The sequence below is a fragment of the Spirillospora sp. NPDC048819 genome (genome assembly GCF_040650055.1).
GTDB lineage: Bacteria > Actinomycetota > Actinomycetes > Streptosporangiales > Streptosporangiaceae > Spirillospora.
The window spans coordinates 37,542-64,118 of record NZ_JBEZGN010000027.1; the positions used below are offsets into that span (position 1 = coordinate 37,542).

Consider the following 26,577-nt stretch of genomic DNA (forward strand, 5'->3'; position numbering starts at 1 on the left):
CCGGGGCCGCGGCCGAGCAGAAACATGACCAGGCAGAAACACGGCCGGGCGCCGGCTGAGCGGGCGCGCGTGGTCCGGGAGGGGGTGGTCAGCGGCCCGACAGTTCCGCGGCCAGGCCCTCGAAATCGGCGGCCGTCAGCGACAGGGCGCTCCCGATCGCCTGCGTGGCCTCCGCGCTGCCCAGATGCCGCGTCGCGGCCCGGTCCAGGTAGGCCTCCACCAGCCGCGCGCCGGTCAGGCGGCCCCGCGCGCGCAGCGTCCCCACGTCGCGGTTCACCACCGCCCAGGCGTCCGAGCCCAGCCGCAGGCGGCGTTCCTCGGCCAGCAGCCCCACCAGCGCCGAACGCGCCTCGGGGGCGTCCAGGTCCGGCAGCCGCACGGCCCGCAGGTCGGTCACCAGCTCCGGCGACGCCGCCGACAGCTCCCCGACCCGGTCCGGCTCGCACGTCGCCAGCAGCGCGGTGTCGTTGACGCCCTCCAGCCTCGCCCGGTACAGCACCGACGCGTACGCCGGGCCCTGCGCCTCGTCGAGGATCAGGCCGTCCAGGCCGTCCAGGAGCAGGACGTGGCCCGCGTGCTCGTCCAGGACCGCGCGCAGCCCGTCGGGGCCGTGCTCGCGCAGGTCCTCGGCGTGGGCGCCGCGGACCTCGCCGCTGGAGGCCTCCACCTCCGCCAGCGCCGCCGCGACCATCCGCGCCAGTCGCCGCTGCCCGCTGGACGGCGCCCCGATCAGCAGCAGCGCCGGCGCCGACGCGCTGGACACCTCCTGCCCGCGCAGCCGACGCGCCCACTTGCCGCGCCGCCGCACCTCGGTCACCACCCGCTCGATGTCGTCGGCGCCGCACAGGAACCGGATCCCGTACGCCTCGGCGATCTGCGGGCTGTGCTCGGGGACGGGCGCCGGAGGCATCGGCGGCGGCGGCTCGGGCACCGGCGCCGGCGGCGGAGGCAGGTCCGCCTGCGGAGCGGGACCCGGCGGCGGTGCGGCGGGCGGCGCCGCGGGGGCGTCGGCGCCGGGCCACGCGGGACCGGGATCGAGCTGGGTGCGGAACGCGTCGGTGTCCAGCTGCGTGTGCTGCGGCTCCGGCGGCCACACCGGCTCCGCCGATGACCCGGACTCCGCGGGCGGCGCAGGCGGGGGCGGCGGCATGGGCGGCGGGGACGCGAAGGCGCCGTCGGCGGTCGTCGCGTCCGGCGGCGGCCACCCCGCCGCCGGCGGCTCGGGAGCGGGCGCGGCGGGCGGCGCGGCAGGCGGGGCTCCCGGCTCGAACGGATCCGGCGCGGAAGAAGGGGGAGAGGGGGCCTGCGGCGCCGGCCGCTCGTGATGCGCCTGCGGCGGCCCCGGGAAGGGGGGCGGCGACACCGGCGGTGCGGGCTGCTCGTGATGCGCCTGCGGCGGCCCCGGGAAGGGGGGCGGCGACACCGGCGGGGACACCGGCGGCGCCGGTGCCGGCACCGGCGGTGCGGGCCGCTCCGGCGGGGGCTGTGCGGATGCGGGCGGTTCCGGCGCGGCCGGGGGCGGCACCGGAGCGGCGGGGGGCGGGGCCGGCGCCACCGCGGGCGGCGGGCCCGGCGCGTCCTGCGCCGGCTCGGGCACCGGCGCCACCGGGCGGTCGGCGCGTTCGGCGGCCATGTGGGCGCGGGCGGCCTTGATGATGTCCCACGCCGACAGCTCGTCGGTCGACGGCGGGGTGTGCATCGCCGGGGACGTCAGCTCCGCCGCGGCCGCCTGCGGCACCGCGAAACCGGTCGCCGGCGGCGGAACCTGCGCCAGCCGGCACCACGTCAGCCCCAGCGTGTAGGTGGTGGACAGCAGCGCGGCCAGCGCGTCGGCGTCGTCGGTGCGCAGCGCGTCCGGCAGCCGCCCGTCGCGCGGCCACAGCGACCGCAGCGGGTTGGCCGGGTCGCCCAGCACCGCCTGCAGGGTGCGGGCGCTGTCGGTGTCCAGCCAGCGCTGCAGCGCCGGCAGCGCGCCCGGCGCGGCCTGCAGGTCGGCGGCCAGCACCGCGATCCCGGCGCGGCGCACCTCGTCGTGGCCGCGGCCCGGCGCCGCGGGGCGCGGGCCGGTCAGCCCGGCGACGATCTGCTGCAGGTCGTACAGGGCCAGGCGCAGGTACTCGCCGGGCGCGGTGTCGCGGACCATCGGCGTGGCGAACTCGGCGGGGCAGCGGCGCCGCCATTCCTGCAGGATCGCCTCGGGCCCGTACCGGACGGTGGCCATGTCCTGGTTGACCATCCGCAGCGACGCCGCCGTCACCGCGGCCAGGGCGTCGGCGCCGGGACGGAACCGGGGATCGGCCTGCAGCCCGGCGGCGACCTCGTACATGACGCGGGCGATGTGGGCGGCGCCGCCGCCGTCGCCGGCGCCCAGGCGGTGGATGTAGTAGCCGGCCAGGGTGGCGAAGTCGGGCGGCATCATCCAGTGCAGCTGGTCGGCCGAGGTGGTCAGGAACGGGATGAACGACTCGATCAGCGGATGCTCGGTCAGCACCACCGGGGACCCGGCGCACCACAGCAGCGCGCCCCACGCGGCGGCGACGGTGCTGGGCGTCCCGGGCTGGAACATGGGGTCGCGCTGGGCGAACTGCTGCGGGTTGACCGCGAGCGCGGTGGTGAGGGCCTGGGAGATGCGCGCCACGACCGCGGTGTCGGGCACGGGGCCCAGGAACCCCAGCGGCGCGACGCGTCCGGCGGACAGGTCCGGGCCGGTGGGGAACAGCTGCGGCGGGACGGGCGGGGTCCCGGCGCCGGGCGGTGCGGGCACCGCGACGCGGCGGTCCTCGAACGCGGCGGGGGGAGGGCAGGGATGCCAGGCGCCGTCCAGGCCGCACCGGTACCAGCGGCCCCACGCCCCGTACAGCCACCATTCGCCCGCGCCCCACAGCATCCGCGCGGCGATCTGGCCGGCGCGGTCGGCGGGCTGGGCGGTCTGCCACCAGGGGGACGCCACCAGCTCGCGCACGTTGCCCTCGACCGACGCGAACAGGTCCCCGCTCGGCCCGCCTCCGGTTCCGCCGGGCCCCGCCCCGGCCGCCTGCCAGCTCATTCGGCGAATAGTAGTCCCACCGGGCGCCGCGTCCGGCATCGCCGCAGTCACGGCCCCGCAACCCCCCGGCGGGCGGGTTCCCCGCCATCGACGTGTAAGGAGTGTTATGGCACCATGCTCATTAGCCTGCGCGGGCGGGTGAACGGATCGGCGGACGGTGCGGCGCGTGCGCGCGCGGGGGTGAGCGGTGGGTGCGGCGGACGGGGCGGCGCGGACCCGCGCCTGGGGCGTGGGCCTGGTGCTGGTGTCGTCGGTGTGCTTCGGCGCGTCCGGCCCGTTCGGCAAGGCCCTCATCGAGGCCGGGCTCGGGCCCCTGCAGGCGGTGTGGCTGCGGATCGCGACGGCCGCGCTGGTCCTGGTCCCGGTCACGGTGGTCCTGCGGGGACGGTCGGCCGCGCGCGGCCTGCGCCCCCACGCGGGCCGCCTGGTCCTCTACGGGCTGACGGGCGTGGCGGGCTGCCAGGCGCTGTACTTCGTGGCCGCGTCGCGGCTGCCGGTCGGCGTGGCGATCCTGCTGGAGTTCAGCGGCCCGGTGATCGTGCTGGCGTGGCTGCGGCTGGTGCGCCGCGTCCCGGTGCACCGCACCGCCGCCGCCGGCGTCGCGGTCGCGATGACCGGGCTGGCGATGGTCGTGCAGGTGTGGGCGGGCCTGTCGCTGGACCCGCTCGGCCTGGCCGCCGGGTTCGGCGCCGCCGCGTGCCAGGCCGCCTACTTCCTCATCGTCGACCGCCTCGCCGGGCAGGTCGACCCCCTGGTCATCACCGCGTCCGGCACCGCCGTCGCCGCCGCCGCGCTCACCGCCCTCGCCGCGCCGTGGGCGCTGCCGTGGGAGGTGCTGCCCGCGCCGGTCCCCGTCGCCGGGTTCGCCGCGCCCGGCTGGACGCTCGTCGCCTGGATCGGCGTCGTCAGCACCGTCGTGGCCTACCTCACCGGCGTCGCCGGGCTGCAGCGGCTCCCGGCGCAGGTCGGCGGCGCGATCTGCTACACCGAGGCCGTCGCCGCCGCCCTCATCGCCTGGGCCGTGCTCGGCGAGCGCCTCACCCCCGCGCAGATGCTCGGCGGCGTCATCGTCCTGACCGGCGCCTACCTCGCCCAGCGCGCCGCCGCCGCCCGCCCCGCCGACCTGCCCGCCGGTGTGCGCGGCGGCGCCGGGCCGGACGCGGGGCAGGGGTTCCCGCCGCGGAGCGGACACGAACCCGGCACCACCGCCGTGACCGGGGCCGAGGCGTAGCGGCGCCGAACACGGAGGTTGGGCGAACACGGATCGAGCCGGACACGGGGTGCCGCCGGGCGGAAGGCGGCGGGGCGGGGCCGGGGCGCCGGAAAATGAGTGTCGGGGCGCTCCCGATCATTCCTACACTCCATGATTGCGGAGGCGAACAATCATGGACACCCCCACGCTCCTTGCCCACCTGAACGACCACGACACCCCCCTCACCCTGCCCAGGGGCGGCACCCTGCGCTGGGACGACGCCGCCCTGCACCGCGCCGCCCACACCCTCGACGCCGAGGGCTACGCGCTGCTCGGCCTCGCGCCCGGCGTGCGGCCCTGGCAGCGCGCCCGCGTGCTGCTGCAGATCCTCGCCGCCACCCAGGCCGGGCTGGACGAGCGCACCCGCGCCGTGCAGGCCCGCGTCGCGCGCGTCCTGACCCTCGCCCTGCCGCCCGCGCACGTCATCACCGTCCTGCTCGCGCTGCGGCGGCTGCGCGCCAACCACAAGCACACCACCCGCACCGCGCTGCGGTTCGTGCTGGAGCACCCCGACGCCGACGCGCTCATCGCCGCGCGCCGCCCCGCCCTGGTCGACTGCTTCGAGCACGCCCTGGGCAAGGCCGCCGCCCGCGGCTGCGCCCGCCGCATCGCCGGCGGCGACACCGCCTCGGACTACCTGCGGCGGCGCCTGCTGCGGTTCCTCACCGACCCCGCCGCCGCGCCCGCCCGCGTCCGCGCCCTCTACCGCGAGGCGCCACGGGCGGGCGAGCGGGCGGTGCCGGACGAGCCGGTACTGCGCGTCGACGCCGCGCGCGAGCGTCCCCCCACCATCACCGCCACCAACCGCGGCGACATCGCCGCGACCCTCGTCCACCTGTACCGGGGCGGCCCCGCCGAGGACCTGTACGCCGCGCTCGGCCGCTACGTCGACGCCGCCGCGGCGGAGTTCCCCCGCTTCGAGGGGACCGTCGCACTCGTCCAGGACGCCTCGGCGTCCATGCGCGGCTACGGCGACCGCGAATGGGCGGTGCTGTCGCAGGCCGCCGCGCTGCGGATGGTGCTGTCGCAGGTGTGCGCGCGGCTGGAGGTCGTCGAGGTCGGCGGCGACGAACGCGCCCCGCGCGGCGCGACCGACCTGGCCACCGGCGTCCTGGACGCCCTCGGCGCCGACCCCGACCTGATCGCCGTCGTCTCCGACGGCTACGAGAACGTCTTCCCCGGCGACCTGGCCCGCGTCGTGGCGACCCTGCCGCACGCCGGCATCACCACCCCGGTGGTGTTCTGCCACGCCCTGTTCACCGGCAGCGACGACCTGGCGCTGCGGCGCCCCGCCCCGTCCCTGCCCGAGCGCGGGTTCTGGCACCAGGACGACTTCGCCGAACTCCTCCCCTGGATGTTCGGGCACTGCGACGCCGGCGCGCCCTGGCTGCGCGCGGCCCTGCACGCCCGCCTGGACGTCCTGGACCGGCGGGCCGACGGCCTGACCGCCGGCCTGGCCGCCTGACCCGCCGCGCGACCCGCCGCCCTGACCGCCGGTGCGCGCGGGCGGCCCGCCGAGCCGGGCCGCCCGCCCGCGCCGCATGAACGGAAAGGAGCACCGCATGACCCAGATGACGGCGCTCGACACCCTCGTCCCCGGCCCGCTCAGCCTGGCCGGGCACCGCCTCGGCACCCCGCAGCAGGCCGGGGCGCTGACCATGGTGCCGATCGCGGGACCCGCCCACCCCGGCTTCGCCCCGCCCCGCACCGGGCTGAAGCTGTCCAGGGTCGCCGGGTACGGGCGGGTCGAGCTCGCCAACGCCGCCGGCGCCGGCGTGGCGATCGTCCCGCTGCACATCGGCTACATCCAGGACCGCGCCCAGAACCACGCCCTGTGCCGGTCGGCGTTCCTGGCCCCCGGGCAGAGCCTGATGTTCGAGGACGCCTGCTGCGTCCAGGAAAGCCAGGGCGGCTACCTCGCCGGAGCCGACCAGTGGTTCTTCGTCCTGCCGCTGGAACTGCGCGCCCGCGCCCTGGAACTGCGCGGCGTCCACGGCTACAGCAAGCTGTGGGACGACATCTCCGGCCTCAACGCCCGCTACGGCCTCGCGCGGCGCGGGCACCTGGAGCAGATCCTGTCGCGCAAGCGGCCCGTCCTCACCCAGTTCCAGTCGCGGCTGGAACCGCAGCCCGGGCAGGTCGGCGCGCTGTTCCTCATCGGCGGGGGCTTCGCCGGCCTGGAGATCGCGCCCGACCCCGGCTACTTCGCCGAGATGTGGACCGCTCTGGTGTGCTTCGCCTACGGCGTCGCCGCCTGGCACGCCGAGCCCGGACCGCCCGCCGCCGAGCCGCTGGAGACCTGCGGGCCGCGCGGCGGCCTCGCCGGGCTGCGCGGCGCCCTGGAACGCGACCGCGCCGCCCGCCTCGCCGAGATCGGCGACCGGCTCGCCGCCGTCCCCGCCGGGCCCGCCGAACTGCACGAGGAGGACCGCTACCTCGGGCTGCGGCTGTCCACCGTCACCGCCCCGCACCTGGCCGGGCAGATCGTCACCGACGGCGACCGCACCGTCTACGCGTCCCTGTTCGCCCGCTGACCCCCCGGGGCCGCCCGAAAAAGGGTTGCCCCGGGGGCGGGGCACCCAGTTGAATCACATGTGCGGGAACTGTGCCGGGCACGTCAGGCGGAACCCCGATTCCAGATCCGGGATTCGCGCGATGTTCGGGACGTCGTCAAGGCGATTGAGAGCCTGACGCCGCGCCGGCCGCCTGTCCCGCCCCGCCCGGGCCCGCCCCGCCCGGGGCCGTTGCTTCCAGGCAGGGCTCCAGGGCCGCCCGGACCTGCGGCGGCATCTCCCGCTTGGCCTTGGACGCCGGGTCGATGAACACATGCCGCACCTCCCCGTCGGCGATGAGCCGCTCACCCACCCGGAACACCGGACGCACCACCATGCTCGTCACGCCCAGGTGCGCCACCGGCATCGACACGTCCACCAGCTCGTCGAACCGGGCGCCCTCACGGAACCGGATCCGGGACTCGGCCACCACCAGGTCGTAGCCGTCCTGCACCATCTGCCCGTACTCGCCGATCAGCGCCCGCCACATCTCCGTCAGCGCCACGTCGTAGAAGAACAGATAGTGGCCGTTGAACACCACGCCCTGCTGATCGCACTCGCTGTACCGCACCCGCAGCCGATGCGTGAAAACCTCACCCATACCGGGCATCCTGCCTCATCGCGGCGAGGCGGTCGGCGCGGCCACGCAGATACCGCTGCTCCGGCACGCTCGTGGTCAGCCGCGCCGCCGCCCGGAACTCCGCCAGCGCCCCCGCGGCGTCACCGTCCATCTCCAGCAGATGCGCCCGCACCGCGTGCAGCCGGTGATGCCGCGCCATCCGCTCGTCGCCGGCCAGCGGCGCCAGCAGCGCCAGCCCCTCCCGCGGCCCCCGCGCCATCGCGGCCGCGACGGCGTGGTTGAGCGTCACCACCGGGCCCGGATCCAGGCGCTCCAGCAGCTCGTACAGCGCGACGATCTGCGGCCAGTCGGTGTCGCGCGCGCGGGCCGCCTCCGCGTGGACCGCCGCGATCGCCGCCTGCGCCTGATACGGCCCCAGCCGGGCCCGCGCCAGCGCCCCGGTGATCAGCCGGGTGCCCTCCTCGATGGACGCGCGGTCCCACCTGGCGCGGTCCTGCTCGGCGAGCGGGACCAGGCTCCCGTCCGGCGCGGTGCGGGCCGGGCGGCGCGCGTCGGTGAGCAGCATCAGCGCCAGCAGCCCCGCGACCTCCCCGTCCCCCGGCAGCAGCCCGTGCACCGCCCGCGTCAGCCGGATCGCCTCCCCGGTCAGCTCGGCGCGCTGCAGATCCGGGCCCGAACTGGCCGTGTAACCCTCGTTGAAGATCAGGTACAGCACGTGCAGGACGGCGCGCATCCGCGCGTCCCGCTCACCCTCGGGCGGCATCCGGAACCGGCCGCCCGCCGCCCTGATCCGCTGCTTGGCGCGGCTGATGCGCTGCGCCATCGTCGCCTCCGGCACCAGGAACGCCCGCGCGATCTCCGCCGTGGTCAGCCCCCCGGCCGCCCGCAGCGTCAGCGCGACCTGCGACGGCGGCGTCAGCGCCGGATGGCAGCACAGCAGCAGCACCGCCAGCGTGTCGTCGCCCGCCGGCACGGCCGCGTCGGCGTCGGCGGACGGCGCGACCAGCTCGTCCGGCGGAGTCCGCGCCGCCGCCCGCTCCTCCCGCCGCCGCGCCGCGGCCTCCCCGCGCAGCAGATCGGTCATCCGCCGCGACGCGGCGCGCACCAGCCACGCGTCGGGCCGGTCGGGCAGGCCCTCGCGCGGCCAGTGCGCCGCAGCCGCCAGCAGCGCCTCCTGCACCGCGTCCTCGGCCGTCTCGAAGTTGCCGAACCGCCGCACCAGCGCCGCCAGCGCCCGCGGCGCCGCCTCCCGCAGCACCGCCTCGACCCGCACGCCCGGCGGCCCGGGGCCGCCCGCGGCCGCGCCACCGCCCGGGACGCTCACATCTCCTGACCGGACATGCCCATGATCGGGCGCACCTCCACCCCGGCGAACCGGGCGTCGGGGAACCGCGCCGCGATCTCCGCCGCCCGCTCCGGGGAGTCGCAGTCGACCACGAAATACCCCGCCAGCTGCTCCTTGGCCTCCACGTACGGGCCGTCGGTCGCGGCCGGCACACCGTCGCGGACCCGCATCGTGCGGGCGGTCGCCGGATCGGCCAGCGCCGTCCCGACCACCAGCTCACCCGACTCGGCGATCTCGGCGAACAGCTCCTCGGCCTGCGCGGACAGCGCGTCCCGCTCCTCCTGCGGCAACGCCAGGAACGCCGGATCGCGCAGGAAGATCGGATGCTCCCAGTTCTCGGCGTTGGTGTAGATCAGCAGCAGGTACCTCATCACGTCCCCCTTCCGCTCACCCTACGACCGGCGGGCCGGCGACCCCGACCACGTTGCCCTCGGGGTCGGCGAACCACCCGACGGAGAAATCCGCGCCCGACTGCGGCTCCGGGCCCATCCGCCGCTCACCGCCCAGGCTCTCCGCCCTGGCCAGCGCCGCCTCCACGTCGTCGACCCCCACGTAGAACAGCACACGCGGCTCGAACCCGTCGCCGCCGCCGACACCACCGGCGATCTCCGCCGGGCCCTGCCGCACGAACCCGTAGCCGCCCGGCCGCGACACCTTCTCGCTGACGGCGTCGCCGACGCCGAACTCCCAGCCGAACAGCCCGCCGTAGAAGCCGCGCAGCGCCGCCGGGTCCTTCCCGATGACCTCGAAATGCACCACAGGCCGTCCCATGGCGGCCTCCCTCCTCTTGGCGCGCCCCACCTCGGGCGCCTCACATCAGAGGACGGACCCGCAACGGCCTCCTCGACATCCCCCGCGAACTTTTTCTGGCGGAGACGAGAGGCGGCGCGGCCGGCGGCCGATCAGCCTTCTCGGCGGGCCGGGCGGTGGGAGTACAGGTCGCGCAGGACCCCGACCTCGGCGGCATGGTGGGCGAACTCGTCCAGCACATGCATCACGGTGTCGACCGGCCGTTCACGCCAGCGGACGCGCGATGCGCCACCGGCCCGTGGTATCCGGGCGCAGCGTCCACCCCTGCGGGACGGGTTCCCCGTCCATGAGGCGACGCTTCTCCCGGGCGACGGAGGTTTCATCATCCATCTGGAGGGGACCGGGGCGGAACCGCGGCGCGTCTGTGTGAATTGTCCCGTCGCCGCATCGGCGCGCCCGCTCCGTGGCACGATCGCGGCATGGCCGAGGTGCTGCTGTTCCACCACGTGCAGGGGCTGACGCCCGGTGTGCGCGACTTCGCCGGCGCGCTGCGGCGGGCCGGGCACACCGTCCACGCCCCCGACCTGTTCGAAGGCCGGACCTTCGGCACCGTCGAGGAGGGCGTCGCCTACGCCGGCCGGACCGGCTTCGCGGAGATCGCCGAACGCGGCCGGCGCGCCGCCGGCGCCCTGCCCGCGGGCCTGGTCTACGCGGGCATGTCGCTGGGCGCGCTGCCCGCGCAGATGCTCGCCCAGACACGCCCCGGCGCACGCGGCGCGCAGCTGCTGCACGCCTGCGTCCCCGTCTCCGAGTTCGGCGGGACGTGGCCGGCCGGCGTCCCGGTCCAGGTGCACGGCATGGACGCCGACCCCGTCTTCACCGGCGACGGCGACATCGACGCGGCCCGCGCCCTCGTCGCCGAAACCGACGGCGCCGAACTGTTCCTCTACCCCGGCGACCAGCACCTGTTCGCCCTCCTACGACGGGCGGGCGTGCGCGCTGCTCCTCCGGCGGTTCACCGCGTTCCTCACCGCCCTGCCCTGACCCGCCCCCGGCCGGGGATCCGCAAGGCCCGATCCGCAAGGCCGTCGGAGAGAAGCCCGAACCGGCGTCCTCGACCGCGCCGAGGTTCGCGAGCGCCGGTCAGGCGATCATGCGTGGCAGGTGGCCGGGCAGGTCGGTGAGCCGTTCGATGCGGCGCACCGCCCGGTCCGCCGCCGGCGACGGCCCGCCGGTGACGAAGTCGATGCCGCGGTCCAGCCAGACGCCGGTGAGCCCCGCGAGGGCGGCCGCGTGCACGTCGCCGTCCAGCATGTCGCCCACGTTCACCGCCTGCCCGGGGTCCGTCCGCATCCACCGGCAGGCCGCGGCGTAGGCGCCGGGCTTGGCCGCGCCGAGCTCGGACGGGGTCAGGACCGCTTCGAAATACTCCAGGAGGCCGAAGCGGGCGAGCTTCGCGCGCTGCTGCCCGGGGTCCCCGTTGGTGAGAACGGCCAGACGCGGCCCCCGGGGAAGCCGTTTCAGGTTCTCCAGGCAGGGCCGGACATCGGGATAGCACCGCCACGACTCCTCGAACGCGGTGAGGTAGCGCTCGGCCATCCAGGCGTCCAGCAGGCGGGGATCTTCGGGAACCGGCTCGCCGAGCGCGGGCAGGAAGGAACGCAGCCTGCGCCGGTGGTGCTCGGTGAAGGAGCACTGACCTGCCAGGTATTCGCGCATGTGGCGCCCCTCCAGCGTCCACCACAACGCCGCCAGCTCCTCCGGCGGAGCCGTCGCGTTCGGCGCGGCCCGGACGATCCGGCCGATCGCCTCCCAGACCGCGCTCCGGTGATCGACCAGGGTGCCGTCCAGATCGAAGAAGACCACATCCGCCACAGGGCGATCGTCTCAGGCGCGCCCCGCGGACCGCCAGGTGGCCGCCGAGGCCGAAGGCCGCCGCCTGCGCCGCCGAGGGGTCCCCGGGAGCACTGACGGAGCCTCGGCCGGAAAACCGTTTGAAGCCTCCCTCCGCGTTCCCGTAGGTTGCCTGCGGCCGATCGCAGTGAAGACAAAAGGACGAGACCGCGTGACCCCGCCTGCTCCTCAGACCTGACACCTTCTTCCGCTCACCTGTAGCCGGCGCTCCCGCCGGCTCTGCCGGGCTGCCCTGGCGCGCCCGGTCATACAGCGTTCGAGGCCGCGCGTAATCGGCCTCGTGTCAGGTCTAGAGAGCTCATGTCTTCACAACCTCATATCGTGCTGCCCTGGGTCGTCCGCCGGACCAGGCTGCCCCTGCTGTCGCTGCGGTGCGCGCACTGCCGCGCCGAGTCGGCCACCACCGGCCGGGGACGGTTCCGCGTCAACGCCAACGGCAGGCGGCTGGACGTGTGGCTGCTGGTCGCCTGCGTGTCCTGCGATCGGACGAGCAAGCTCACCGTGCACGAGCGGGCGCCGGTCAGATCCATCGGTCCGGCCGAGCTCCACGGCTACCGCGTCAACGATCCGGAACTGATGGCGTCCACGCTGCTGGACCCGCTGCTCGCCCGCCGCAACCGCTTCGCCCTGGACTGGACGGGCGCCTGGCGGCTGGAAACCCCGCCGGCCCGGCTCGGCGAGGCGTGGCCGGTCCAGGTCGAGGTCGCCTTCGACGATCCGGTCCCGGTGCGCCCCGAACGGCTCATCGCGCACGGGCTCGGCCTCAGCCGCAACCAGGTACGGCGCCGGATCAAGTGCGGCATCCCGCTGCACCGCCCCACGAGCGCCGGCTTCACCTTCACCGTGATGGCCGGGGACTAGCGGAATGCGGCCGCGGCGCGCGCGTTCCCCTCCGCGCGGACCACGCCTCGTCCAAGAGGCCGCATGCGGGCAAGCCCGCATGCGGCCTCGACCGCCCTACCGCGGTGCGACGAACTCGGGCTGGTCCAGGACCCGCAGCCAGCTCCCGTCGGGCTGGCGCCGCGCGACCTGCGCGCGGGCGCCGGCCCCGTCCTTCGGCGGCGTCGAAGTGAGCGCGACGTCACCGCTGACCAGGGTCGGCAGCGGCTCCTCCGGCTCGAAACGCGGGCGGCCGGCCAGCACCTTCCCCCACAGCTCGCGGATCGCGTCCCGCCCCACCGTCTGCGAACCGGGCGGGTAGGCCATCACCGCGTCCTTCTCGTAGAGGGCCGCGACGCCCTCCGCGTCACCGGCGTTGGACCGCTCGACGAACAGCCGCGTGATGTCCTCCGGCCGCATGGCCTTCTCGTACTCCGTCATGAGTTCCCCCTGTACCGGACACTGTCACCCCCATCGTCGGCACCCACCATCCAGAAGTCAAAGACATGTCTCTGCTCGGTACCAGAAGAAGACGTTATGGGCGTCGGCGGAACGGGCACGGCGTCTGCGCCGCCGGACGAGGCCCGAGCGCAGGCGGCTGCGCGGGGGCGCCGGTCCGGTGATCGCTGCGGGCGCCGTCAGGAACCCGGCCTCTTGTCCTGGCGCCGCCTGTCGCGGACGTAGATGATGCCCGGCTTGCCGTCACCCGGGCTGCGGCGGTCCAGCACGAACAGCGTCGTCGCCGCGATCAGCTCGCTGAGCTTGGCGTAGCCGTAGTTGCGGGAGTCGAACTCGGGACGCTGCTTGGTGATGATGTGGCCGACCGACGCCAGCGCCGCCCACCCGTCCTCGTCGGACGCCGCCTCCACGGCGTTGCGGAGAAGGTTCACCAGCGCCGTGTCCTGCTTGAGCGCCGCGGCCGACGACGGCGGCGCCGGCTTGAGCGTCTCGGCGGCCGGCGCGGCCGAGACCTGGTCGTAGGCCAGGTTCTCGATGTAGATGAACTTGTCGCACGCCGCCACGAACGGCTTGGGCGTCTTGCGCTCCCCGAATCCGTAGACGGTCAGGCCCGACTCGCGGATCCGCGCGGCCAGGCGGGTGAAGTCGCTGTCGCTGGAGACCAGGCAGAACCCGTCGAACCGCTCCGAATACAGCAGGTCCATCGCGTCGATGACCATCGCCGCGTCCGTGGCGTTCTTGCCCGTCGTGTAGGCGAACTGCTGGATCGGCTGGATCGACTGGGCGAGCAGCTGCTCCTTCCAGCCCCGCAGGCTCGTCCCGGTCCAGTCGCCGTAGGCGCGCTTGACGTGGGCGGTGCCGTACTTGGCGACCTCCGCCAGCAGCCCTTCGGTGATCGAGGGCTGGGCGTTGTCGGCGTCGATGAGCACCGCCAGCCTGTCGGCGTTCTCGCTGACCATCTCACTCCTCCTCCGCGCGCCGCCCGGGGCCGCGTCGGCATCGCATGCCCTGACGGGAGTCCCGTCCGGCCGTAGCCTATGGGGTCCCCGCGCCGGTGGGCGGCCGCCCGCGCGGCATGGCGCGCTGCTCGCCGAGGCGGCCGGGCCGGGTGGGCACGGGATGTCGGTGCGGGGTGTCATTCTGGGGTCATGATGCACTTCGCGGACGCCGCCCAGTGGGAGGCGTGGCTGGCCGACAACCATGACGGCGAAGGCGGCGCCTGGCTGAAGATCGCCAAGAAGGGGTCGGACGCCACCTCGGTCACCATCGCGGAGGCGCTGGACGTCGCGCTGTGCTACGGCTGGATCGACGGCCAGCGCAAGTCCTGTGACGAGCACTTCTACCTTCAGCGGTACTCGCGCCGCCGCAAGGGCAGCCTCTGGTCGCGGGTGAACGTCGAGAAGGTCGAGGCGCTGACCGCCGCCGGGCGGATGCGCCCGCCCGGCCTCGCGGAGGTCGCCGCCGCCAGGGCCGACGGCCGGTGGGACGCCGCCTACACCGCCCAGCGCAACGCCACCGTCCCGCCCGACCTGGCCGCGGCGCTGGCCTCCCACCCCGCTGCCGCCGACCGGTTCGAGGCGCTCGGCAAGACCGCCCGCTACCAGGTCATCCTGCCGCTGCTGAAGGCCAGGACCCCGGCCGGACGCGAAGCCCGACTCAACAAGGCGATCGCCGACCTGCTGAGCCGCTGAGCCCCGCCGGTACCGTTCCCGGCCATGGACGAACCGGTGCTGCGGCGGCAGGATTCCCGAGTGGATCTTCCGTTGATGAAGTTCGACGCCAACCGTGACGCGATGATCACGCCGACTCCGCCGGCGTTGACCGAGCCGCTGCCCGAGCGGGCCGTGATGTGTTTCTTCCATGAGGTCATCAGGGACCTGCCGGACAGCCACGGAGCGCGGCAGATCGGGGAGTTCCCCCGCGAACTGGGCGGCCACAAGATCTACCGGGTAATGCACGATGAGGTCCCGGTAGCCGTCTTCCATCCGGGCGTGGGCGCTCCGTTGGCCGTTCAGCATTTCGAGAAGGCCATCGCCGCCGGTGGCCGCTCGTTCGTCGCCTGTGGCGGCGCGGGAGCCATCCGGCCTGGTCTGGCCTTCGGCCACATCGTCGTGCCGGACGCCGCTGTACGCGATGAGGGCACCTCATTTCACTACGCCGCGCCTGCGCGAGTCGTCCAGGTCGACCCGGCTCTGGTGGATACGGCCGTGGCGGTCCTCGCCGAGCATGGCATCCCTCAGGCGACTGGTTTGACCTGGACCACCGATGCCCCTTTCCGAGAAACCCCGGACCGGGTTCGAGCCCGCAGGCAAGAAGGCTGCATCACCGTTGAGATGGAAGCCGCCGCCTTCCTCGCCGCCGCTCAGTTCCGCGACGTGAAGTTCTGTCAATACCTCTACGCCGGAGACGACCTGTCCGGCTCGGCCTGGGACCACCGAGGCTGGACCACGGCCACGGTGCGCGCCGAACTCGTCCATCTCGCCATCGCCGCAGCAACGAGGCTTTAGGCGGGGGCCACGACCGGCTCTTGGTGGGGATCTGCGATGACTTCACCGACCCCCGGCTGAAATCCCGGCAAAGATCGGCCCAGCCGCCGGGCGGGACGCCCGCCATGGGCGGTCGGACGTGGTTAGCGTGCGGACATGTCGCAGACGCCCGGCGGGAGGCCCGCCTACGCGCCCGCCGACGTCCCGCCCGACGCCCCCGCCGAACCGCCCGACGCCGCCGTGCCGGCGGACGGCGACGCGCACGCGATGCCGCCGTGGCTGCCGAAGGCGTTCGCGCTCGCCGGCGCCGTCGTCCTGGCGTTCATGGCGGCGCTGTGGCTGCTGCAGCGGCTGCGGGACCTGCTGCTGCTCCTGCTGATCTCGCTGTTCCTGGCGTTCGCGATCGAACCGGCCGTCAACTTCCTGGCCCGGCACGGGTGGCGGCGCGGGCCCGCGACCGCCGCGATGTTCCTGGTCGTCGGCGCGCTCACCGGCGGGTTCCTCAGCGGCATCGGATCGCTGCTGGCCACCCAGGCCGCCAACCTCATCGAGGGGTTCCCCGGATACGTCCGGCAGGTCATCGGATGGGTCAACGACACCTTCGGGACCAGCCTGTCGCAGGACACCCTGTTCCAGCGGCTCCCCACCGTCACCGGCGCCCTGTCGCGGCACCTGTCGTCCCTGGCGACCAACGTGTGGGGGATCGGCGCCACCGCGTTCGGCGTCGTCTTCAAGGCCCTCGGCGTGCTGCTGTTCACCTTCTACCTGTCGGCCGACGGCCCGCGGTTCCGCCGGACGGTCTGCTCGCTGCTGACGCCCCGCCACCAGCGGCAGGCGCTGCGGGCCTGGGAGATCGCCGTCGACAAGACCGGCGGCTACATCTACTCGCGCGGGCTGCTGGCCCTGATCTCCGGCGTCGCGCACTACATCTTCATGGCCGCCTTCGGGATCCCCTACGCCGCGGTCCTGGCGCTGTGGGTGGGGGTGGTGTCGCAGTTCATCCCCGCCGTCGGCACCTACCTGGCAGGCGCCGTGCCCATCCTGATCGCGCTGACCGTGGCGCCCTCGACCGCGCTGTGGATGCTGCTGTTCGTCCTCGCCTACCAGCAGCTGGAGAACTACCTGCTGCAGCCCCGCATCACCGCCCGCACCGTCGACGTCCACCCCGCCGTCGCGTTCGGGCTCATCCTGGCCGGCGCCGCCGTCGCCGGGCCCGCCGGGGTGCTGCTGGCGGTGCCGTTCGGCGCCAGCCTGCAGGCGTTCGCCGGCGCCTTCGTCCGCCGCTACGACGTCGAGGAGCATCCGCTGACCGAACCGGACCCGCCCGGCGGCCACTGGTGGCGGTGGCTGCGCCGGAACTGACCCGACCCGGCCGCGGCGTCGTCGAACGTTGCCGTGGACGGCGCCGCCGTCCGGGGTTAGCGTGCCAGGAGAAACCTTGATCATCCGTAGTTCGGGGGGCCGGAGGGAGCCGTCATGTACCGTCCCCGCACGCGCCGCCGCCGGTGGCTCGCCGGCCTCACCGCCGGCGCGCTCGCCGTCACCGGCCTCACCGCGATGACGACGAGCGCGGCGCAGGCCGCGCCGCCCGGCGGCGAGCACGGCGCGAACCCGGAGCTGATGCGCATCCTGCGGTCGATGACGCTGGAGGAGAAGGCCGCCCAGCTGTTCGTCCTGCAGATCTACGGCAAGAGCGCCGACACCACCGACCCCGCGGCCGTCGCCGCCAACCGGAAGCTGTACGGGGTGGACAACGCCGCGCAGGTCATGGCCCGCTACCAGCCCGGCGGGTTCATCTACTACGGCGACAACATCGACGACCCGCACCAGGTCGCCGCGTTCTCCAACGGCATCCAGCGCGCCGCGACGGCGCAGCCCCACCGGATCCCCGCGACGATCGCCACCGACCAGGAGGGCGGCATCGTCGCCCGCATCCAGCCGCCCGCGACCCAGTCGCCCGGCGCGATGGCCCTGGCCGCCGGGCGCCGCACCGGCGACGCCCGCGCCCTGGCCCGCATCACCGGCCGGGAACTGCGCGCCATCGGCGTCAACCAGGACTACGCCCCGGACGCCGACGTCAACGTCAACCCCGCCAACCCCGTCATCGGCGTCCGGTCCTTCGGCTCCGACCCCGGCCTGGTGTCGGACATGGTCACCGCGCAGATCCGCGGATACCGGTCCGGCGGCGTCACCGCGACCGCCAAGCACTTCCCCGGCCACGGCGACACCACCACCGACAGCCACAGCGGCGTCCCCGAGATCGACCACACCCGCGAGGAATGGGAGCGGCTCGACCTGCCGCCGTTCCGCGCCGCCATCGCCGCCGGCGTCGACTCGATCATGACCGCGCACATCGTCGTGCCGTCGCTGGACCCGTCCGGCGACCCCGCCACCCTGTCGCGGCCCATCCTCACCGGCATCCTGCGCGACCGGCTCGGGTACCGCGGCGTCGTCGTCACCGACGCCCTCGACATGCAGGGCGTCCGCGACAAGTACGGCGACGAGCGCGTCCCCGTCCTCGCCCTCAAGGCCGGCGCCGACGTGCTGCTCAAGCCGCCCGCGGACGCCGACGGCACCGGCGTGTTCCCCCGGCAGCTCGCCGCCGTCGTCGCCGCCGTCGAGTCCGGCGAGCTGACCGAGGAGCGCATCGACGCGTCGGTCTACCGGATCCTGAAGCTCAAGCACGAACGCGGCCTGTTCCGCGACCCCTACGCCGACCTGTCGAAGATCGACGAGGTGGTCGGGACGCCCGAGCACCTGGCCGCAGCCCAGCGCGTCACCGACCGCACCACCACCCTGGTCAAGAACGACGCCGGCGTCCTGCCGCTGCGGCCCGGCGCCCGCGACGTCCTGGTCACCGGATGGGGCGTGTCCACCACCGCGACCCTCGGCACCGAGATCGCCCGGCGCGGCGCCACCACCACCATCAGGCAGACCGGCATCAGGCCCACCCAGGCGCAGATCGACGAGGCCGTCGCCGCCGCGCGCGGCCAGGACCTCGTCGTCGCCGTCACCAACCGCGCATGGGATGTCAAGGACGAGCCCGGACACAACGGGCCCGGCCAGATGAACCTCGTCAAGGCCCTCGTCGCCACCGGCACACCCGTCGTCGTCATCGCCGTCCGCGACCCCTACGACATCGCCTGGTTCCCCGAGGCCGCCACCTACCTGGCCACCTACTCCTACACCGCCGAGGCGCTGCGGTCGGCCGCCAGGGCCCTGTTCGGCGAGCTGAACCCGCGCGGGCGGCTCCCGGTCGCCATCCCCGTCCGGGACGAGCCCGGCACCGCCCTGTACCCCTTCGGCCACGGCCTCGGCTACGGCCGCTGACGCGGCGGCCCGGTTCCGGGACGGCAGCCGCAGCCGCCCCGGAACCGGGCCGGGCCGAGATCATCGCACGGGCCAGGGACACGGGACGGTCGAACGAGCAGTTCGCACGGGCCGGTCGCGGGCGGCGCGGCGGGCGTCACACCTTCCGGGCGCCGATCGACTGCATCAGCGTCGGCCAGATGAAGCCCGCCTCACGGATCCACGCCGGCCAGTTGTGCCGGCCGTCGCCGTAGATGTGCGCGGTGTGGGGGATGTTCAGCGCGTCCATCCGCTTCTTGAACTCCCGGGTGTTCGCGCCGATCGCGATCTCGCTGAGCAGGCCGATGTCCCACGGCGCCACGTCGGGGTCACCGGGACCCGGACGGCCCGTCGTGCCGGAGGAGAAGAAGATGCCGGTGCCGCGCAGCTTGGGCGCCAGCGAGTACGGGTCGTGCGCCGCCCAGTTGGCGTCGTCGGCCCACGGGATGCCCCAGATCGCGAACGGGTCCTGCCCGTTGCTGGCGTTGGTGAACATCAGCATCGCCGGCATGCCGATCGACCGCATCGACAGGATGCCGCTCAGCGACGCCGCGTACTTGAACAGCCCCGGGTGCCGCGCCGCGTAGCTGATCGCGCCCGCGCCGCCCGAGGAGTTGCCGATGGCCGCGCGCAGCGCGCCCGCGCCGTAGTTGCGCTCCAGCAGCTGGCGCACCTCGGCGGTGTGGAAGGTCTCCCACTTGGGCGTCCCGCCCTTGCCGTAGTTGTACCAGTCGGTGTACGAGCCGTCGTCGCCTTCGGGCATGACGACGATGACGTTGTACTTGAGCGCCCACGCCTCGATGTCGGTGTTCCTGGCCCAGGAGGTGTAGTCGTCCTGGCCGCCGTGGAAGGCGTACAGGACCGGCCACGTCGCCTGCGCGCCGCGCGTCCAGTTCTTCGGCAGCAGGATCCGGGCCTTCACCGACTTGCCGAGCGAGGGGGAGGCGATCGTGATGTCGACCGCGTTGGCGCCGACCTTCGTCTCGGCGGTGATGCGGGCCCCGGTGTCCGCCGCGACGGGCGCGGCCGACAGCGTCCGCGCGGGAGCCGCCTGCGCGGCGCCCGCGCTCACCGCGCCGATCCCGGCGACGAGGACGACGGCGACCGAGCCGGCCGCCAGCGAGCGCCTCCACTGGACCTGGAGTGGCCGACGGCGGACGGAGGGTGTCATCTGCTCTCCTCGCGGAATCAGGCCCGACCCCCGTGGCCGCGCGACTTCGCCGAGTGTCCTCGTCTCCGCCGGATCGATCTACGGGGACGGGTAACAAGAAAAGCGCGGCGGGCTGTGGAGAAGTGAGTCATCTGGACCTTCCCGGCAATGCGGTCACCGCGCACGGTCACCGCTCGGCGGCGTCCAGTGCGGACGCCTCGCCGAGCATCGCGGCGAGCTCGCGCGGCCGGGAGAACATCGGCCAGTGGCCGGTCGGCAGCTCCCGGTAGGTCCAGCCGGGCCCGACCATCATCGAGAAGACCGGGTGGCCCTGCTCGCCCATCGCCTTCACCGCCGCGAGCGGGATCGTCGTCGCGATCAGCGTGCGCGGTATCGCCGGCAGCGGGTCGGGACGCGTCAGCGCCTGCGTCGCCGTGCCGAACGGCTGCGGGGTGCCGCGCTCGCGCATCACGGCGAGCTGCTCGGCGGTGAGGCCGGCGAGGTTGTCCGGGTCGGCCTCCGGGTCGAACGGCGGCACCGGGATCTTCCACCCCTCGCCCTGCTCGGCCACCTGAGCCTCCAGCTCCGCGCGCGCCTGCGGGTCGTGGAAGTCGATGCCCGCCATGCCCGACGGCATCGGCCCGGTGTCGACGTACACGAGCCGCGCGATCCGCCCGGGGATCCGGTCGGACGCCCCCGTCGCGGCCATGTTCGCGCCGCTGTGCGCGACGAGCACGACCCGGTCCAGGCCGCCGTCCTCGATGACCCGCACGATGTCGGCGATGTGGGTGTCGACGTCGACGCCGGGGGCGGCCTCGCCCGCCCGCTCGGCCAGCCCCGCCGGAGTCACCGCGCGGACGTCGTGGCCCGCGGCGCGCAGCTCGGCCGCCACCTCGTCCCACGCCCACGCGCCGAGCCAGTAGCCGGGGACCAGTACGAACGTAGCCATGTCAGCCGTCCTTCCTCAGTGGGTACGACCTCACGCTATGGTCGATACCGGACAGAAACCGCCCGGATTGATTGAGTGACCTGTGTCCTACCCCGCGCCGTCCCATCCGACGACCCGCGTACTGGCGATGCTGGAGCTGCTCCAGGCCAACCACCGCATCGGCGGGGCGGAACTGGCGCGGCGGCTCGGGGTGGACGAGCGCACCGTCCGCCGCTACGCCGCGCGGCTGGGCGACCTCGGCGTCCCCGTCGTCGCCGAACGCGGCCGCCACGGCGGCTACCGCCTCATGCCCGGCTACAAGCTGCCGCCGCTCATGCTCACCGACGACGAGGCCACCGCCGTGGTCCTGGGCCTGCTGGCCGGACGCCGCCTCGGGCTGCCCGGCCAGGCCACCGAGAGCGCACTGGCCAAGGTGCAGCGCGTCCTGCCCGCCGCGCTGCGCGAACGCGTCCAGGCGCTGCGCGACACCCTCGGGTTCACCCTCGCCGCCCGCGACGCCGCTGCGCCCGACACCGGCGCCGTCCTCACCCTGGCCGCCGCCGCCCGCGAGCGGCGCCGCGTCCGGCTGCGCTACCGCTCCTGGCAGGGCGAGGAGACCGAGCGGGACCTGGACGCCTACGGGCTGGTGTTCCACTCCGGCCGCTGGTACGTCACCGGCCACGACCACCGCAGCGGCGAGATCCGCACCTTCCGCGTCGACCGCGTCGTGTCCGCCGAGCCCGGCGCCGCCGGGTACGAGATCCCCGCCGGCGTCGACCCCGTCCAGCACGTCACCCGGTCGCTGGCGCGCGTCCCGTACGCGCACGAGGTCGAGGTGCTGCTGGAGACCGATCTCGCCGAGGCGCGGCGCCGCATCCCCGCCTCCACCGCCACCCTCGCCGAGACCGGCGGGGGAGTGGTCATGACCACCCGGGCGGAGCGGCTGGACGGGATGGCGCGGATGCTGGCCGGGCTCGGCTTCCCGTTCGTCATCCGCCGCCCCGCCGAGCTGCGCGGCCACGTCCGCGACCTGGCCCGGTCCCTGGACGAGCAGGCCGGCCGCTGACCGCGCCCCACCCCGGGACGCGTCAGGCTTGGGCGCGGGCGTCCCACTCGTGCCGCAGCATCGCGTAGACGACCTCGTCGGACCACTCGCCCTTGACGATCTCGTTCTGCACCAGGTGCGCCTCGCGGCGCATCCCGAGCCGCTCCAGCACCCGCGCGGACGCGGTGTTGCGGCCGTCCAGCCGCCCCACCACACGGTGCAGGTCGAGGCCCTCGAAACCCAGCCGCAGGACGACCTCGGCGGCCTCGGTCGCGAACCCCTTGCCGTGGTAGGCGGGATTGAAGATGTACCCGATCTCGCCCTGCCGGTGCTCCCGGCTGCGCCACTGCAGGTTCACCTCGCCGATCAGGTCGCCGGTCTGGCGCCACACCACCGCGAGGACGAGCCAGTCGCCCTCCTTCTCCACGGTGGAGGCGGTCATCTTCTGCTTCAGGAACGCCCGCGACTCCTGCATGTTCCGGGGTTCCCAGTACAGGAAGCGCGCCACCTCGGGCAGGGACTGGTACGCGTACAGCCCCTCGAGGTCGTCCTCGCAGAACGGCCGCAGGGTCAGCCGCTCGGTGTCGATCGGGTAGGCCGGACGGAGCATGCCATGATCCTATTCACCGTGTTCGGCCTTATGCGACCCGTGATTACCCGGAAAGGCGCACCGCGCCGCCTCAGGAGCGGTTTCCGGGAGGGATTTCGGGAGGGATTTCCGGGATTCGGCTTCCTCCGGGATCGGCTTCTAGGAGCGGCCGCCGCCCGGCCGCCCCCGGCCGGGGCCCGGCGCCGCCTCGGGTTCGGCGCGCCTGGCGCCGCCGTCCGGGTGCCCGCCCTCGCCGCCCGGATGTGCGCCCTCGCCGTCCGGGCGCCGGCCGACGCCGGTCTCGCGGCGTTCGTCCTCGTCGAAGGCGCGGGTGTCGCGGAACTCCACGTACGGCTCCTCCTCGGCGGCGTGCCCGCCGGCGATGTGGCGGCCGCGTTCCAGCTCGGCGTTCAGCTCGGCGCCCAGCAGGATCGCCAGGTTGGTGATCCACAGCCACACCAGGAAGATGATGATCCCGGCGATGCTGCCGTAGGTCTTGTTGTAGGAGGCGAAGTTCGCCACGTACAGCGCGAAAAGGCCCGAGGCCACCAGCCACAGCGCGACCGCCAGCAGACCGCCCGGCGTGACCCACCGGAAGCGGCGCCTGGCGTTGGGCGAAGCCCAGTACAGCAGCGAGAACAGCATGCTGACCACCAGCAGCAGCACCGGCCACTTGGCGATGTTCCAGATGGTGACCGCCTGGGAGCCCAGCCCCAGCGCGTCGCCGATCTCGCGGGCCAGCGGCCCCGACACCACCACCGCGACCGCCGAGACCGCCAGCCCCACCAGGGCCGCCACCGTCACCGCGATCCGGGTCGGGATCGTCTTCCAGATCGGCCGCCCCTCGGGGACGTCGTAGACGATGTTGGAGGCCTTCATGAACCCCCCGACGTACCCCGACGCCGACCAGACCGCCCCGGCCAGGCCCAGGAGGGCGATCAGGCCGGCGCCGCCGCTGCCCTGAAGCTCGCTGATCGAGCTGACGAGCAGGTCGCCGACCGCGCCCGGGGCCAGGTCGCTGACGCTGCCGATCAGGTCGTCGGTCGCCGACTCGCCGGCCAGGCCGACCAGCGACACCACCACCAGGATCGCGGGGAAGATCGACAGGACGGCGTAGTAGGTCAGCGCGGCGGCCCAGGTCGTCAGGTCATCGTTCTTGAACTCCCCGACCGCGCGTTTGAGCGCCTGTATCCATGAGCCGGCCGGCAGGGCGGCCGGTCCGCCTGGCTCGGGCATGACCGGACACCCCTCACAGGATCCTGCGGCGGCGGCGCCGCACGCGGACGGCCCGCTTCTGCCCGGTGCGGAACACCACACGCACCGGGGCGTTGCGGCCCCGCCCGCGCCCCGGGCGCAGCCGCGCCCTGGGGGAGCGGCGCCAGCGCATCCACACCGCCGCGAGCGCGACCCCGCCCGCCGCCGCGACGGCGACGCCGCCCCGCTTGGCCTGCTGCGAGGCGCCGGCGCCCTTGGCCCACGCGGTGACCTCCCGCGCCGACGCGGCCGACTCCCGCATCCGGGTCCTGGCCTCGGCGGCCTTCTGCCTGGCCATGGCCTTCACATCGGCCTTGGCGGCGAGCTGCTCCACCGTCTCGCCCAGATCGTGGCGCGCCCGGTCGACCTCCTGGCGCAGCTCCTCGGTCCCGGCCTCGGCGCCCTGCTTGCCCTGCGTGGTCATCGGTGCGTCGCCCTCTCCTTCAGCTCCGCCACGGTCTGCTTCGCCCCGTCCATGGCCATCTCGGGCTTGGCCGGCGTGGCGCGTCTGGTCTGCGCGCGGCCGACCACGGCCAGCACGCACGCGACCAGCATGAGGAACCCGCCGATGATGAGGGCGGCCGCCCACACCGGCAGGACCAGCGCGATCGCGGCGACCGCCGCCGCCAGCAGCACGGCCAGCCCGTACAGCGCCACCAGGGCCGCGCCGCCGAACATCCCGGCGCCGGTCCCGGCGTGGCGGCCCTTGTCCTTCAGCTCGGCCACCGCGAGGCGCAGCTCGGCGCGCATCAGCTCCGACACCTGCCGCGTCGCCTGCCTGACCAGCTCGCCCATTCCCGCTTCGTGATCTCCGCCGTGGAACTCGGGGGCGCGCCCGTAGTCCTGCCGGTGCACGCCCGCGGTCCCGGTCCCCGTTTCGGTCCGGGTCCCGGCCTCGGTTCTGCCGTCATGTGCCGGCCGCACGATGCTCATGGCTCCGGCCTCCTCCACGTCCTCGTTACGAAGCCTGGGTACAGCCGTTCCCCCAGGTCGTCGGCTAAACGTGGCGGAGCCCCGACCGCGGGTGACCGGCCCGCCCGCCGGGACGGCGCGACCGCGGGCCGGCCGGCCGTCAGCCGCTGGTCAGCCAGTCGACCCGGTGGGCCTCGGTCGGGTCGGGGAGCTCCCAGCGGCGGACGAGACGGTCGATGACCGCGTCCGGGACGGGGGAGCGGCGGCCGCGGTTGCGGTCGCGGAGCACGCCGGGCGGGGCCTCCAGCGCCACGACCTCGACCCGGCCCCGGTAGCGGGCGATGAGGCCGGTGCACAGATCGCGCTGCGTCCGCGACACGTTGGTGGCGTTCCACACGAACGGCCGCCCGGCGCGCAGGTGCCCGCGGGCCTCCTCGTGCGCGGCGGCGGCCACGGCGCGCTGGTCGCCGGCGGGGGACACGCCCATCTCCGCGCGCAGCCGGTCGAGGCTGACGACGGGGACGTCCGGGCGGTTGGCGGCGATCCAGTGGTCCTTGCCGGCGCCCGGCAGGCCCGACAGGACGGTCGCGGTCAGGCGCGTGTCGTCGTAGGCGGCGTAGTCGGGGTCGCGGCCGGGCTTGCGGAAGTACCAGAACCGGGCGTGGTCGGACGGGAACGCGCGCGGGACGTCCAGGCACCGCTGCTCGGCGCAGTACTCCCCGTACAGGGCGACGTTGTCGAGCAGCTCGCCGGTGTCGGGGCAGATCCGGCCGAGGATGTCGGCCGACGCCAGCAGCACCAGGTCGTCGTTGCGGGCCAGCAGGCTGACGCGGAACGCGATCTGCTGCAGGTCGGGGCGTTCCAGCGCCCAGAACGGCACCTGGTGGTGGCGGATCAGCGCGGCGACGTGCTCGCGCCAGCCGGGCGGCGCGCCCATCTCCCACAGGATCCGCCGCACCATCAGGTCACCGCGCCGCGAATGCCCGCGCGCGGTGATGCGGCCGTCGTCGCCGACGCTCGTGCAGTGCGGCTTGGCGATGTCGTGCATCAGGACGGCCGTGAACAGCCGCACCCGCTCGGCCGGCGGCCGCGCACGCCACTGCGGCAGCGACGCCAGCGCCTCGCATGCCATCCGGGTGTGGACCTCGACGTCGCCCTCGCCGTGGAACACCGCGTCCTGCGGGACGCCCGCCATGTCGCGGACCCAGCCGAACGCGTCCCGGATCCGCTCCCACGGGACGCTCCAGTGCGGCGGCGCCGGGCACAGCTCATCGAACACCCGCATACAGCACCTCCGGGTCGGCCAGGCCGTTGGCGACGATCGGGCGCTCCTGCCAGTGGGTGCCCGAGTCCAGGATCGCGGTCAGGAAGCTCGGCCTGACCCACTTGTAGCGGTCGACGGTCTTGCCGCCCTCCTCCACCTTGATGTAGAGGCCCTCCATGTCGTCGGAGGCGTCGGTCTCCTCGGCGACGCGGCCGGGGTCGGCGCCGCCCGCCTCCGCCGCGGCGCGCAGCGCGTCCCGCCACCGCGGGGTGCGGCACGTGGACGGCCCGGCGAACGCGGTCAGCGCCGCCAGGTCCCGCAGCGGGCCCTCGTGCAGGACGGGCACCGTCACCACCGGCGTGCCGGCCAGCAGCTCGCGGCGCCGCCCGGTCGACAGGAACGTCCCGTCGGACCGGTCGAGGACGTCGAACTCGCAGAAGTAGTGCGGCAGCGCGTCGTAGAAGACGGTGTGCTTGGCGTACAGCCACTCCCCGTACAGGACGTACCGGTCCCGCAGCCGTTCCCGCAGGAGGTGCTGGACGGACGCGGCCCACGCCTTCAGCGGCCCGAACTGGCGTTCGCGGGGCCCGCCCGTCAGGTAGTGGCCGCGGCTCTGCAGCCGCAGCTCGCCGGCGGGGGTGAAGCTGATGCCGGCGTTGGCGCCGTCGAGTTTCTCCTCCACCACCAGATGCCGGCCGGCGATCGCGGTGAACGGCACCGAGGCGAGGTCGTGGTCGCCCGGCTGGAGCCGGGATCCCTCGATGTGCCGGGTCCGGGGGTATTTGCGGAGCATGCCGACCGTTGTAGTGAACGCCGCCGATCAT

Annotated in this window: 26 protein-coding genes; 10 read left to right on the forward strand and 16 right to left on the reverse strand. The window is 74.5% G+C overall.

Annotation, left to right across the window (positions count from 1 at the left end; genetic code table 11):
• Positions 1 to 88: 88 nt before the first annotated feature.
• Entirely contained in the window at positions 89 to 3,046 is a 2,958-nt protein-coding gene (locus AB0C35_RS30090) for a hypothetical protein (RefSeq protein WP_358463004.1), read from the reverse strand.
• Between the two features lie 187 nt (positions 3,047 to 3,233).
• Here AB0C35_RS30090 and AB0C35_RS30095 point away from each other — a divergent pair, with 187 nt between their 5' ends.
• The 3 genes from AB0C35_RS30095 (at position 3,234) to AB0C35_RS30105 (ending at position 6,832) form a co-directional block, all read left to right on the forward strand.
• The gene (locus AB0C35_RS30095; RefSeq protein WP_358463007.1) at positions 3,234 to 4,277 is read left to right on the forward strand and encodes a DMT family transporter; all 1,044 of its coding nucleotides are present in this window, start codon (positions 3,234 to 3,236) and stop codon (positions 4,275 to 4,277) included.
• Positions 4,278 to 4,431: 154 nt separating this feature from the next.
• On the forward strand, positions 4,432 to 5,763 hold the full coding sequence (locus AB0C35_RS30100) for a hypothetical protein (RefSeq protein ID WP_358463010.1): 1,332 nt from the start codon (positions 4,432 to 4,434) through the stop codon (positions 5,761 to 5,763).
• A 97-nt stretch (positions 5,764 to 5,860) separates the two neighbouring features.
• Positions 5,861 to 6,832, forward strand: coding sequence for a DUF6569 family protein (locus AB0C35_RS30105; protein WP_358463013.1), 972 nt, complete (start codon positions 5,861 to 5,863; stop codon positions 6,830 to 6,832).
• Between the two features lie 136 nt (positions 6,833 to 6,968).
• Here the strand turns inward: AB0C35_RS30105 and AB0C35_RS30110 are convergent, their stop codons facing one another.
• Genes AB0C35_RS30110 through AB0C35_RS30125 form a run of 4 tightly spaced genes read right to left on the reverse strand, consistent with a single transcriptional unit; the run spans position 6,969 to position 9,546 of the window.
• Complete coding sequence (locus AB0C35_RS30110) at positions 6,969 to 7,451, reverse strand: thioesterase family protein (RefSeq protein ID WP_358463015.1); 483 nt, start codon at positions 7,449 to 7,451, stop codon at positions 6,969 to 6,971.
• Complete coding sequence (locus AB0C35_RS30115) at positions 7,444 to 8,754, reverse strand: DUF6596 domain-containing protein (RefSeq protein WP_358463018.1); 1,311 nt, start codon at positions 8,752 to 8,754, stop codon at positions 7,444 to 7,446. Before AB0C35_RS30115 ends, AB0C35_RS30110 begins: the two co-directional genes overlap by 8 nt.
• The gene (locus AB0C35_RS30120) at positions 8,751 to 9,146 is read right to left on the reverse strand and encodes a YciI family protein (protein WP_358463021.1); all 396 of its coding nucleotides are present in this window, start codon (positions 9,144 to 9,146) and stop codon (positions 8,751 to 8,753) included. The genes AB0C35_RS30115 and AB0C35_RS30120 overlap by 4 nt, the downstream gene beginning before the upstream one ends.
• Before the next feature lie 16 nt (positions 9,147 to 9,162).
• Positions 9,163 to 9,546 carry a VOC family protein gene (locus AB0C35_RS30125; protein ID WP_358463024.1) on the reverse strand — a complete coding sequence of 128 codons (384 nt, stop codon included), beginning with the start codon at positions 9,544 to 9,546 and terminating at the stop codon, positions 9,163 to 9,165.
• A 458-nt stretch (positions 9,547 to 10,004) separates the two neighbouring features.
• Between AB0C35_RS30125 and AB0C35_RS30130 the strand changes: the two genes are divergently transcribed.
• Positions 10,005 to 10,709, forward strand: coding sequence for a dienelactone hydrolase family protein (locus tag AB0C35_RS30130; protein WP_358463027.1), 705 nt, complete (start codon positions 10,005 to 10,007; stop codon positions 10,707 to 10,709).
• Here the strand turns inward: AB0C35_RS30130 and AB0C35_RS30135 are convergent.
• Positions 10,669 to 11,400 (reverse strand): HAD family hydrolase, encoded by a 732-nt coding sequence (locus AB0C35_RS30135; RefSeq protein WP_358463030.1) that lies wholly within the window; start codon positions 11,398 to 11,400, stop codon positions 10,669 to 10,671. The genes AB0C35_RS30130 and AB0C35_RS30135 overlap by 41 nt on opposite strands.
• 360 nt (positions 11,401 to 11,760) lie before the next feature.
• Here AB0C35_RS30135 and AB0C35_RS30140 point away from each other — a divergent pair, with 360 nt between their 5' ends.
• Positions 11,761 to 12,300 (forward strand): DUF1062 domain-containing protein, encoded by a 540-nt coding sequence (locus AB0C35_RS30140; RefSeq protein ID WP_358463033.1) that lies wholly within the window; start codon positions 11,761 to 11,763, stop codon positions 12,298 to 12,300.
• Positions 12,301 to 12,396: 96 nt separating this feature from the next.
• On the opposite strand, the gene AB0C35_RS30145 is transcribed toward AB0C35_RS30140, so the two are convergent.
• Positions 12,397 to 12,759: a nuclear transport factor 2 family protein gene (locus AB0C35_RS30145; RefSeq protein WP_358463035.1), complete on the reverse strand. Its 363-nt coding sequence runs from the start codon at positions 12,757 to 12,759 to the stop codon at positions 12,397 to 12,399.
• Positions 12,760 to 12,956: 197 nt separating this feature from the next.
• Positions 12,957 to 13,736 carry an NYN domain-containing protein gene (locus AB0C35_RS30150; RefSeq protein ID WP_358463038.1) on the reverse strand — a complete coding sequence of 260 codons (780 nt, stop codon included), beginning with the start codon at positions 13,734 to 13,736 and terminating at the stop codon, positions 12,957 to 12,959.
• Positions 13,737 to 13,925: 189 nt separating this feature from the next.
• Here AB0C35_RS30150 and AB0C35_RS30155 point away from each other — a divergent pair, with 189 nt between their 5' ends.
• The 4 genes from AB0C35_RS30155 to AB0C35_RS30170 all read left to right on the forward strand — a co-directional run bounded on the left by AB0C35_RS30155 (position 13,926) and on the right by AB0C35_RS30170 (position 18,593).
• Entirely contained in the window at positions 13,926 to 14,468 is a 543-nt protein-coding gene (locus tag AB0C35_RS30155; RefSeq protein WP_358463041.1) for a YdeI/OmpD-associated family protein, read from the forward strand.
• Between the two features lie 24 nt (positions 14,469 to 14,492).
• Entirely contained in the window at positions 14,493 to 15,284 is a 792-nt protein-coding gene (locus tag AB0C35_RS30160) for a nucleoside phosphorylase (protein ID WP_358463044.1), read from the forward strand.
• Positions 15,285 to 15,419: 135 nt separating this feature from the next.
• On the forward strand, positions 15,420 to 16,625 hold the full coding sequence (locus tag AB0C35_RS30165) for an AI-2E family transporter (protein ID WP_358463047.1): 1,206 nt from the start codon (positions 15,420 to 15,422) through the stop codon (positions 16,623 to 16,625).
• Positions 16,626 to 16,739: 114 nt separating this feature from the next.
• Complete coding sequence (locus AB0C35_RS30170; RefSeq protein WP_358463050.1) at positions 16,740 to 18,593, forward strand: glycoside hydrolase family 3 protein; 1,854 nt, start codon at positions 16,740 to 16,742, stop codon at positions 18,591 to 18,593.
• A gap of 136 nt (positions 18,594 to 18,729) precedes the next feature.
• Here AB0C35_RS30170 and AB0C35_RS30175 read toward each other — a convergent pair whose 3' ends face one another.
• Positions 18,730 to 19,782: an alpha/beta hydrolase-fold protein gene (locus tag AB0C35_RS30175; RefSeq protein WP_358463053.1), complete on the reverse strand. Its 1,053-nt coding sequence runs from the start codon at positions 19,780 to 19,782 to the stop codon at positions 18,730 to 18,732.
• Between the two features lie 166 nt (positions 19,783 to 19,948).
• Complete coding sequence (locus tag AB0C35_RS30180) at positions 19,949 to 20,710, reverse strand: alpha/beta fold hydrolase (RefSeq protein WP_358463055.1); 762 nt, start codon at positions 20,708 to 20,710, stop codon at positions 19,949 to 19,951.
• An 82-nt stretch (positions 20,711 to 20,792) separates the two neighbouring features.
• On the opposite strand from AB0C35_RS30180, the gene AB0C35_RS30185 reads away from it, so the two are divergent.
• Positions 20,793 to 21,755, forward strand: a complete 963-nt coding sequence (locus AB0C35_RS30185) for a YafY family protein (protein WP_358463057.1) — start codon at positions 20,793 to 20,795, stop codon at positions 21,753 to 21,755.
• A 22-nt stretch (positions 21,756 to 21,777) separates the two neighbouring features.
• Here the strand turns inward: AB0C35_RS30185 and AB0C35_RS30190 are convergent, their stop codons facing one another.
• The 6 genes from AB0C35_RS30190 to AB0C35_RS30215 form a co-directional block, all read right to left on the reverse strand.
• Positions 21,778 to 22,344, reverse strand: a complete 567-nt coding sequence (locus tag AB0C35_RS30190) for a GNAT family N-acetyltransferase (protein ID WP_358463060.1) — start codon at positions 22,342 to 22,344, stop codon at positions 21,778 to 21,780.
• A 138-nt stretch (positions 22,345 to 22,482) separates the two neighbouring features.
• The gene (locus tag AB0C35_RS30195) at positions 22,483 to 23,559 is read right to left on the reverse strand and encodes a YihY/virulence factor BrkB family protein (RefSeq protein WP_358463063.1); all 1,077 of its coding nucleotides are present in this window, start codon (positions 23,557 to 23,559) and stop codon (positions 22,483 to 22,485) included.
• A gap of 13 nt (positions 23,560 to 23,572) precedes the next feature.
• A complete protein-coding gene (locus AB0C35_RS30200; RefSeq protein ID WP_358463066.1) occupies positions 23,573 to 24,001 on the reverse strand; it encodes a DUF3618 domain-containing protein in 429 nt (142 codons plus the stop codon).
• Positions 23,998 to 24,510 (reverse strand): phage holin family protein, encoded by a 513-nt coding sequence (locus AB0C35_RS30205; RefSeq protein WP_358463069.1) that lies wholly within the window; start codon positions 24,508 to 24,510, stop codon positions 23,998 to 24,000. The genes AB0C35_RS30200 and AB0C35_RS30205 overlap by 4 nt, the downstream gene beginning before the upstream one ends.
• A 139-nt stretch (positions 24,511 to 24,649) precedes the next feature.
• Positions 24,650 to 25,774 (reverse strand): AAA family ATPase, encoded by a 1,125-nt coding sequence (locus tag AB0C35_RS30210; protein WP_358463072.1) that lies wholly within the window; start codon positions 25,772 to 25,774, stop codon positions 24,650 to 24,652.
• Positions 25,758 to 26,546 carry an RNA ligase family protein gene (locus AB0C35_RS30215; RefSeq protein ID WP_358463075.1) on the reverse strand — a complete coding sequence of 263 codons (789 nt, stop codon included), beginning with the start codon at positions 26,544 to 26,546 and terminating at the stop codon, positions 25,758 to 25,760. The genes AB0C35_RS30210 and AB0C35_RS30215 overlap by 17 nt, the downstream gene beginning before the upstream one ends.
• Positions 26,547 to 26,577 lie beyond the last annotated feature (31 nt).

What these genes read in the sequence shown, in the direction of transcription:
- AB0C35_RS30090 (WP_358463004.1), bottom strand. Translation starts at nt 3,046, where the DNA reads ATGAGCTGGCAGGCGGCCGGGGCGGGGCCCGGCGGAACCGGAGGCGGG.
- AB0C35_RS30100 (WP_358463010.1), top strand. Translation starts at nt 4,432, where the DNA reads ATGGACACCCCCACGCTCCTTGCCCACCTGAACGACCACGACACCCCC.
- AB0C35_RS30105 (WP_358463013.1), top strand. Translation starts at nt 5,861, where the DNA reads ATGACCCAGATGACGGCGCTCGACACCCTCGTCCCCGGCCCGCTCAGC.
- AB0C35_RS30110 (WP_358463015.1), bottom strand. Translation starts at nt 7,451, where the DNA reads ATGGGTGAGGTTTTCACGCATCGGCTGCGGGTGCGGTACAGCGAGTGC.
- AB0C35_RS30120 (WP_358463021.1), bottom strand. Translation starts at nt 9,146, where the DNA reads ATGAGGTACCTGCTGCTGATCTACACCAACGCCGAGAACTGGGAGCAT.
- AB0C35_RS30125 (WP_358463024.1), bottom strand. Translation starts at nt 9,546, where the DNA reads ATGGGACGGCCTGTGGTGCATTTCGAGGTCATCGGGAAGGACCCGGCG.
- AB0C35_RS30130 (WP_358463027.1), top strand. Translation starts at nt 10,005, where the DNA reads ATGGCCGAGGTGCTGCTGTTCCACCACGTGCAGGGGCTGACGCCCGGT.
- AB0C35_RS30145 (WP_358463035.1), bottom strand. Translation starts at nt 12,759, where the DNA reads ATGACGGAGTACGAGAAGGCCATGCGGCCGGAGGACATCACGCGGCTG.
- AB0C35_RS30150 (WP_358463038.1), bottom strand. Translation starts at nt 13,736, where the DNA reads ATGGTCAGCGAGAACGCCGACAGGCTGGCGGTGCTCATCGACGCCGAC.
- AB0C35_RS30155 (WP_358463041.1), top strand. Translation starts at nt 13,926, where the DNA reads ATGATGCACTTCGCGGACGCCGCCCAGTGGGAGGCGTGGCTGGCCGAC.
- AB0C35_RS30160 (WP_358463044.1), top strand. Translation starts at nt 14,493, where the DNA reads ATGGACGAACCGGTGCTGCGGCGGCAGGATTCCCGAGTGGATCTTCCG.
- AB0C35_RS30165 (WP_358463047.1), top strand. Translation starts at nt 15,420, where the DNA reads ATGTCGCAGACGCCCGGCGGGAGGCCCGCCTACGCGCCCGCCGACGTC.
- AB0C35_RS30170 (WP_358463050.1), top strand. Translation starts at nt 16,740, where the DNA reads ATGTACCGTCCCCGCACGCGCCGCCGCCGGTGGCTCGCCGGCCTCACC.
- AB0C35_RS30175 (WP_358463053.1), bottom strand. Translation starts at nt 19,782, where the DNA reads ATGACACCCTCCGTCCGCCGTCGGCCACTCCAGGTCCAGTGGAGGCGC.
- AB0C35_RS30180 (WP_358463055.1), bottom strand. Translation starts at nt 20,710, where the DNA reads ATGGCTACGTTCGTACTGGTCCCCGGCTACTGGCTCGGCGCGTGGGCG.
- AB0C35_RS30190 (WP_358463060.1), bottom strand. Translation starts at nt 22,344, where the DNA reads ATGCTCCGTCCGGCCTACCCGATCGACACCGAGCGGCTGACCCTGCGG.
- AB0C35_RS30195 (WP_358463063.1), bottom strand. Translation starts at nt 23,559, where the DNA reads ATGCCCGAGCCAGGCGGACCGGCCGCCCTGCCGGCCGGCTCATGGATA.
- AB0C35_RS30200 (WP_358463066.1), bottom strand. Translation starts at nt 24,001, where the DNA reads ATGACCACGCAGGGCAAGCAGGGCGCCGAGGCCGGGACCGAGGAGCTG.
- AB0C35_RS30205 (WP_358463069.1), bottom strand. Translation starts at nt 24,510, where the DNA reads ATGAGCATCGTGCGGCCGGCACATGACGGCAGAACCGAGGCCGGGACC.
- AB0C35_RS30210 (WP_358463072.1), bottom strand. Translation starts at nt 25,774, where the DNA reads ATGCGGGTGTTCGATGAGCTGTGCCCGGCGCCGCCGCACTGGAGCGTC.
- AB0C35_RS30215 (WP_358463075.1), bottom strand. Translation starts at nt 26,546, where the DNA reads ATGCTCCGCAAATACCCCCGGACCCGGCACATCGAGGGATCCCGGCTC.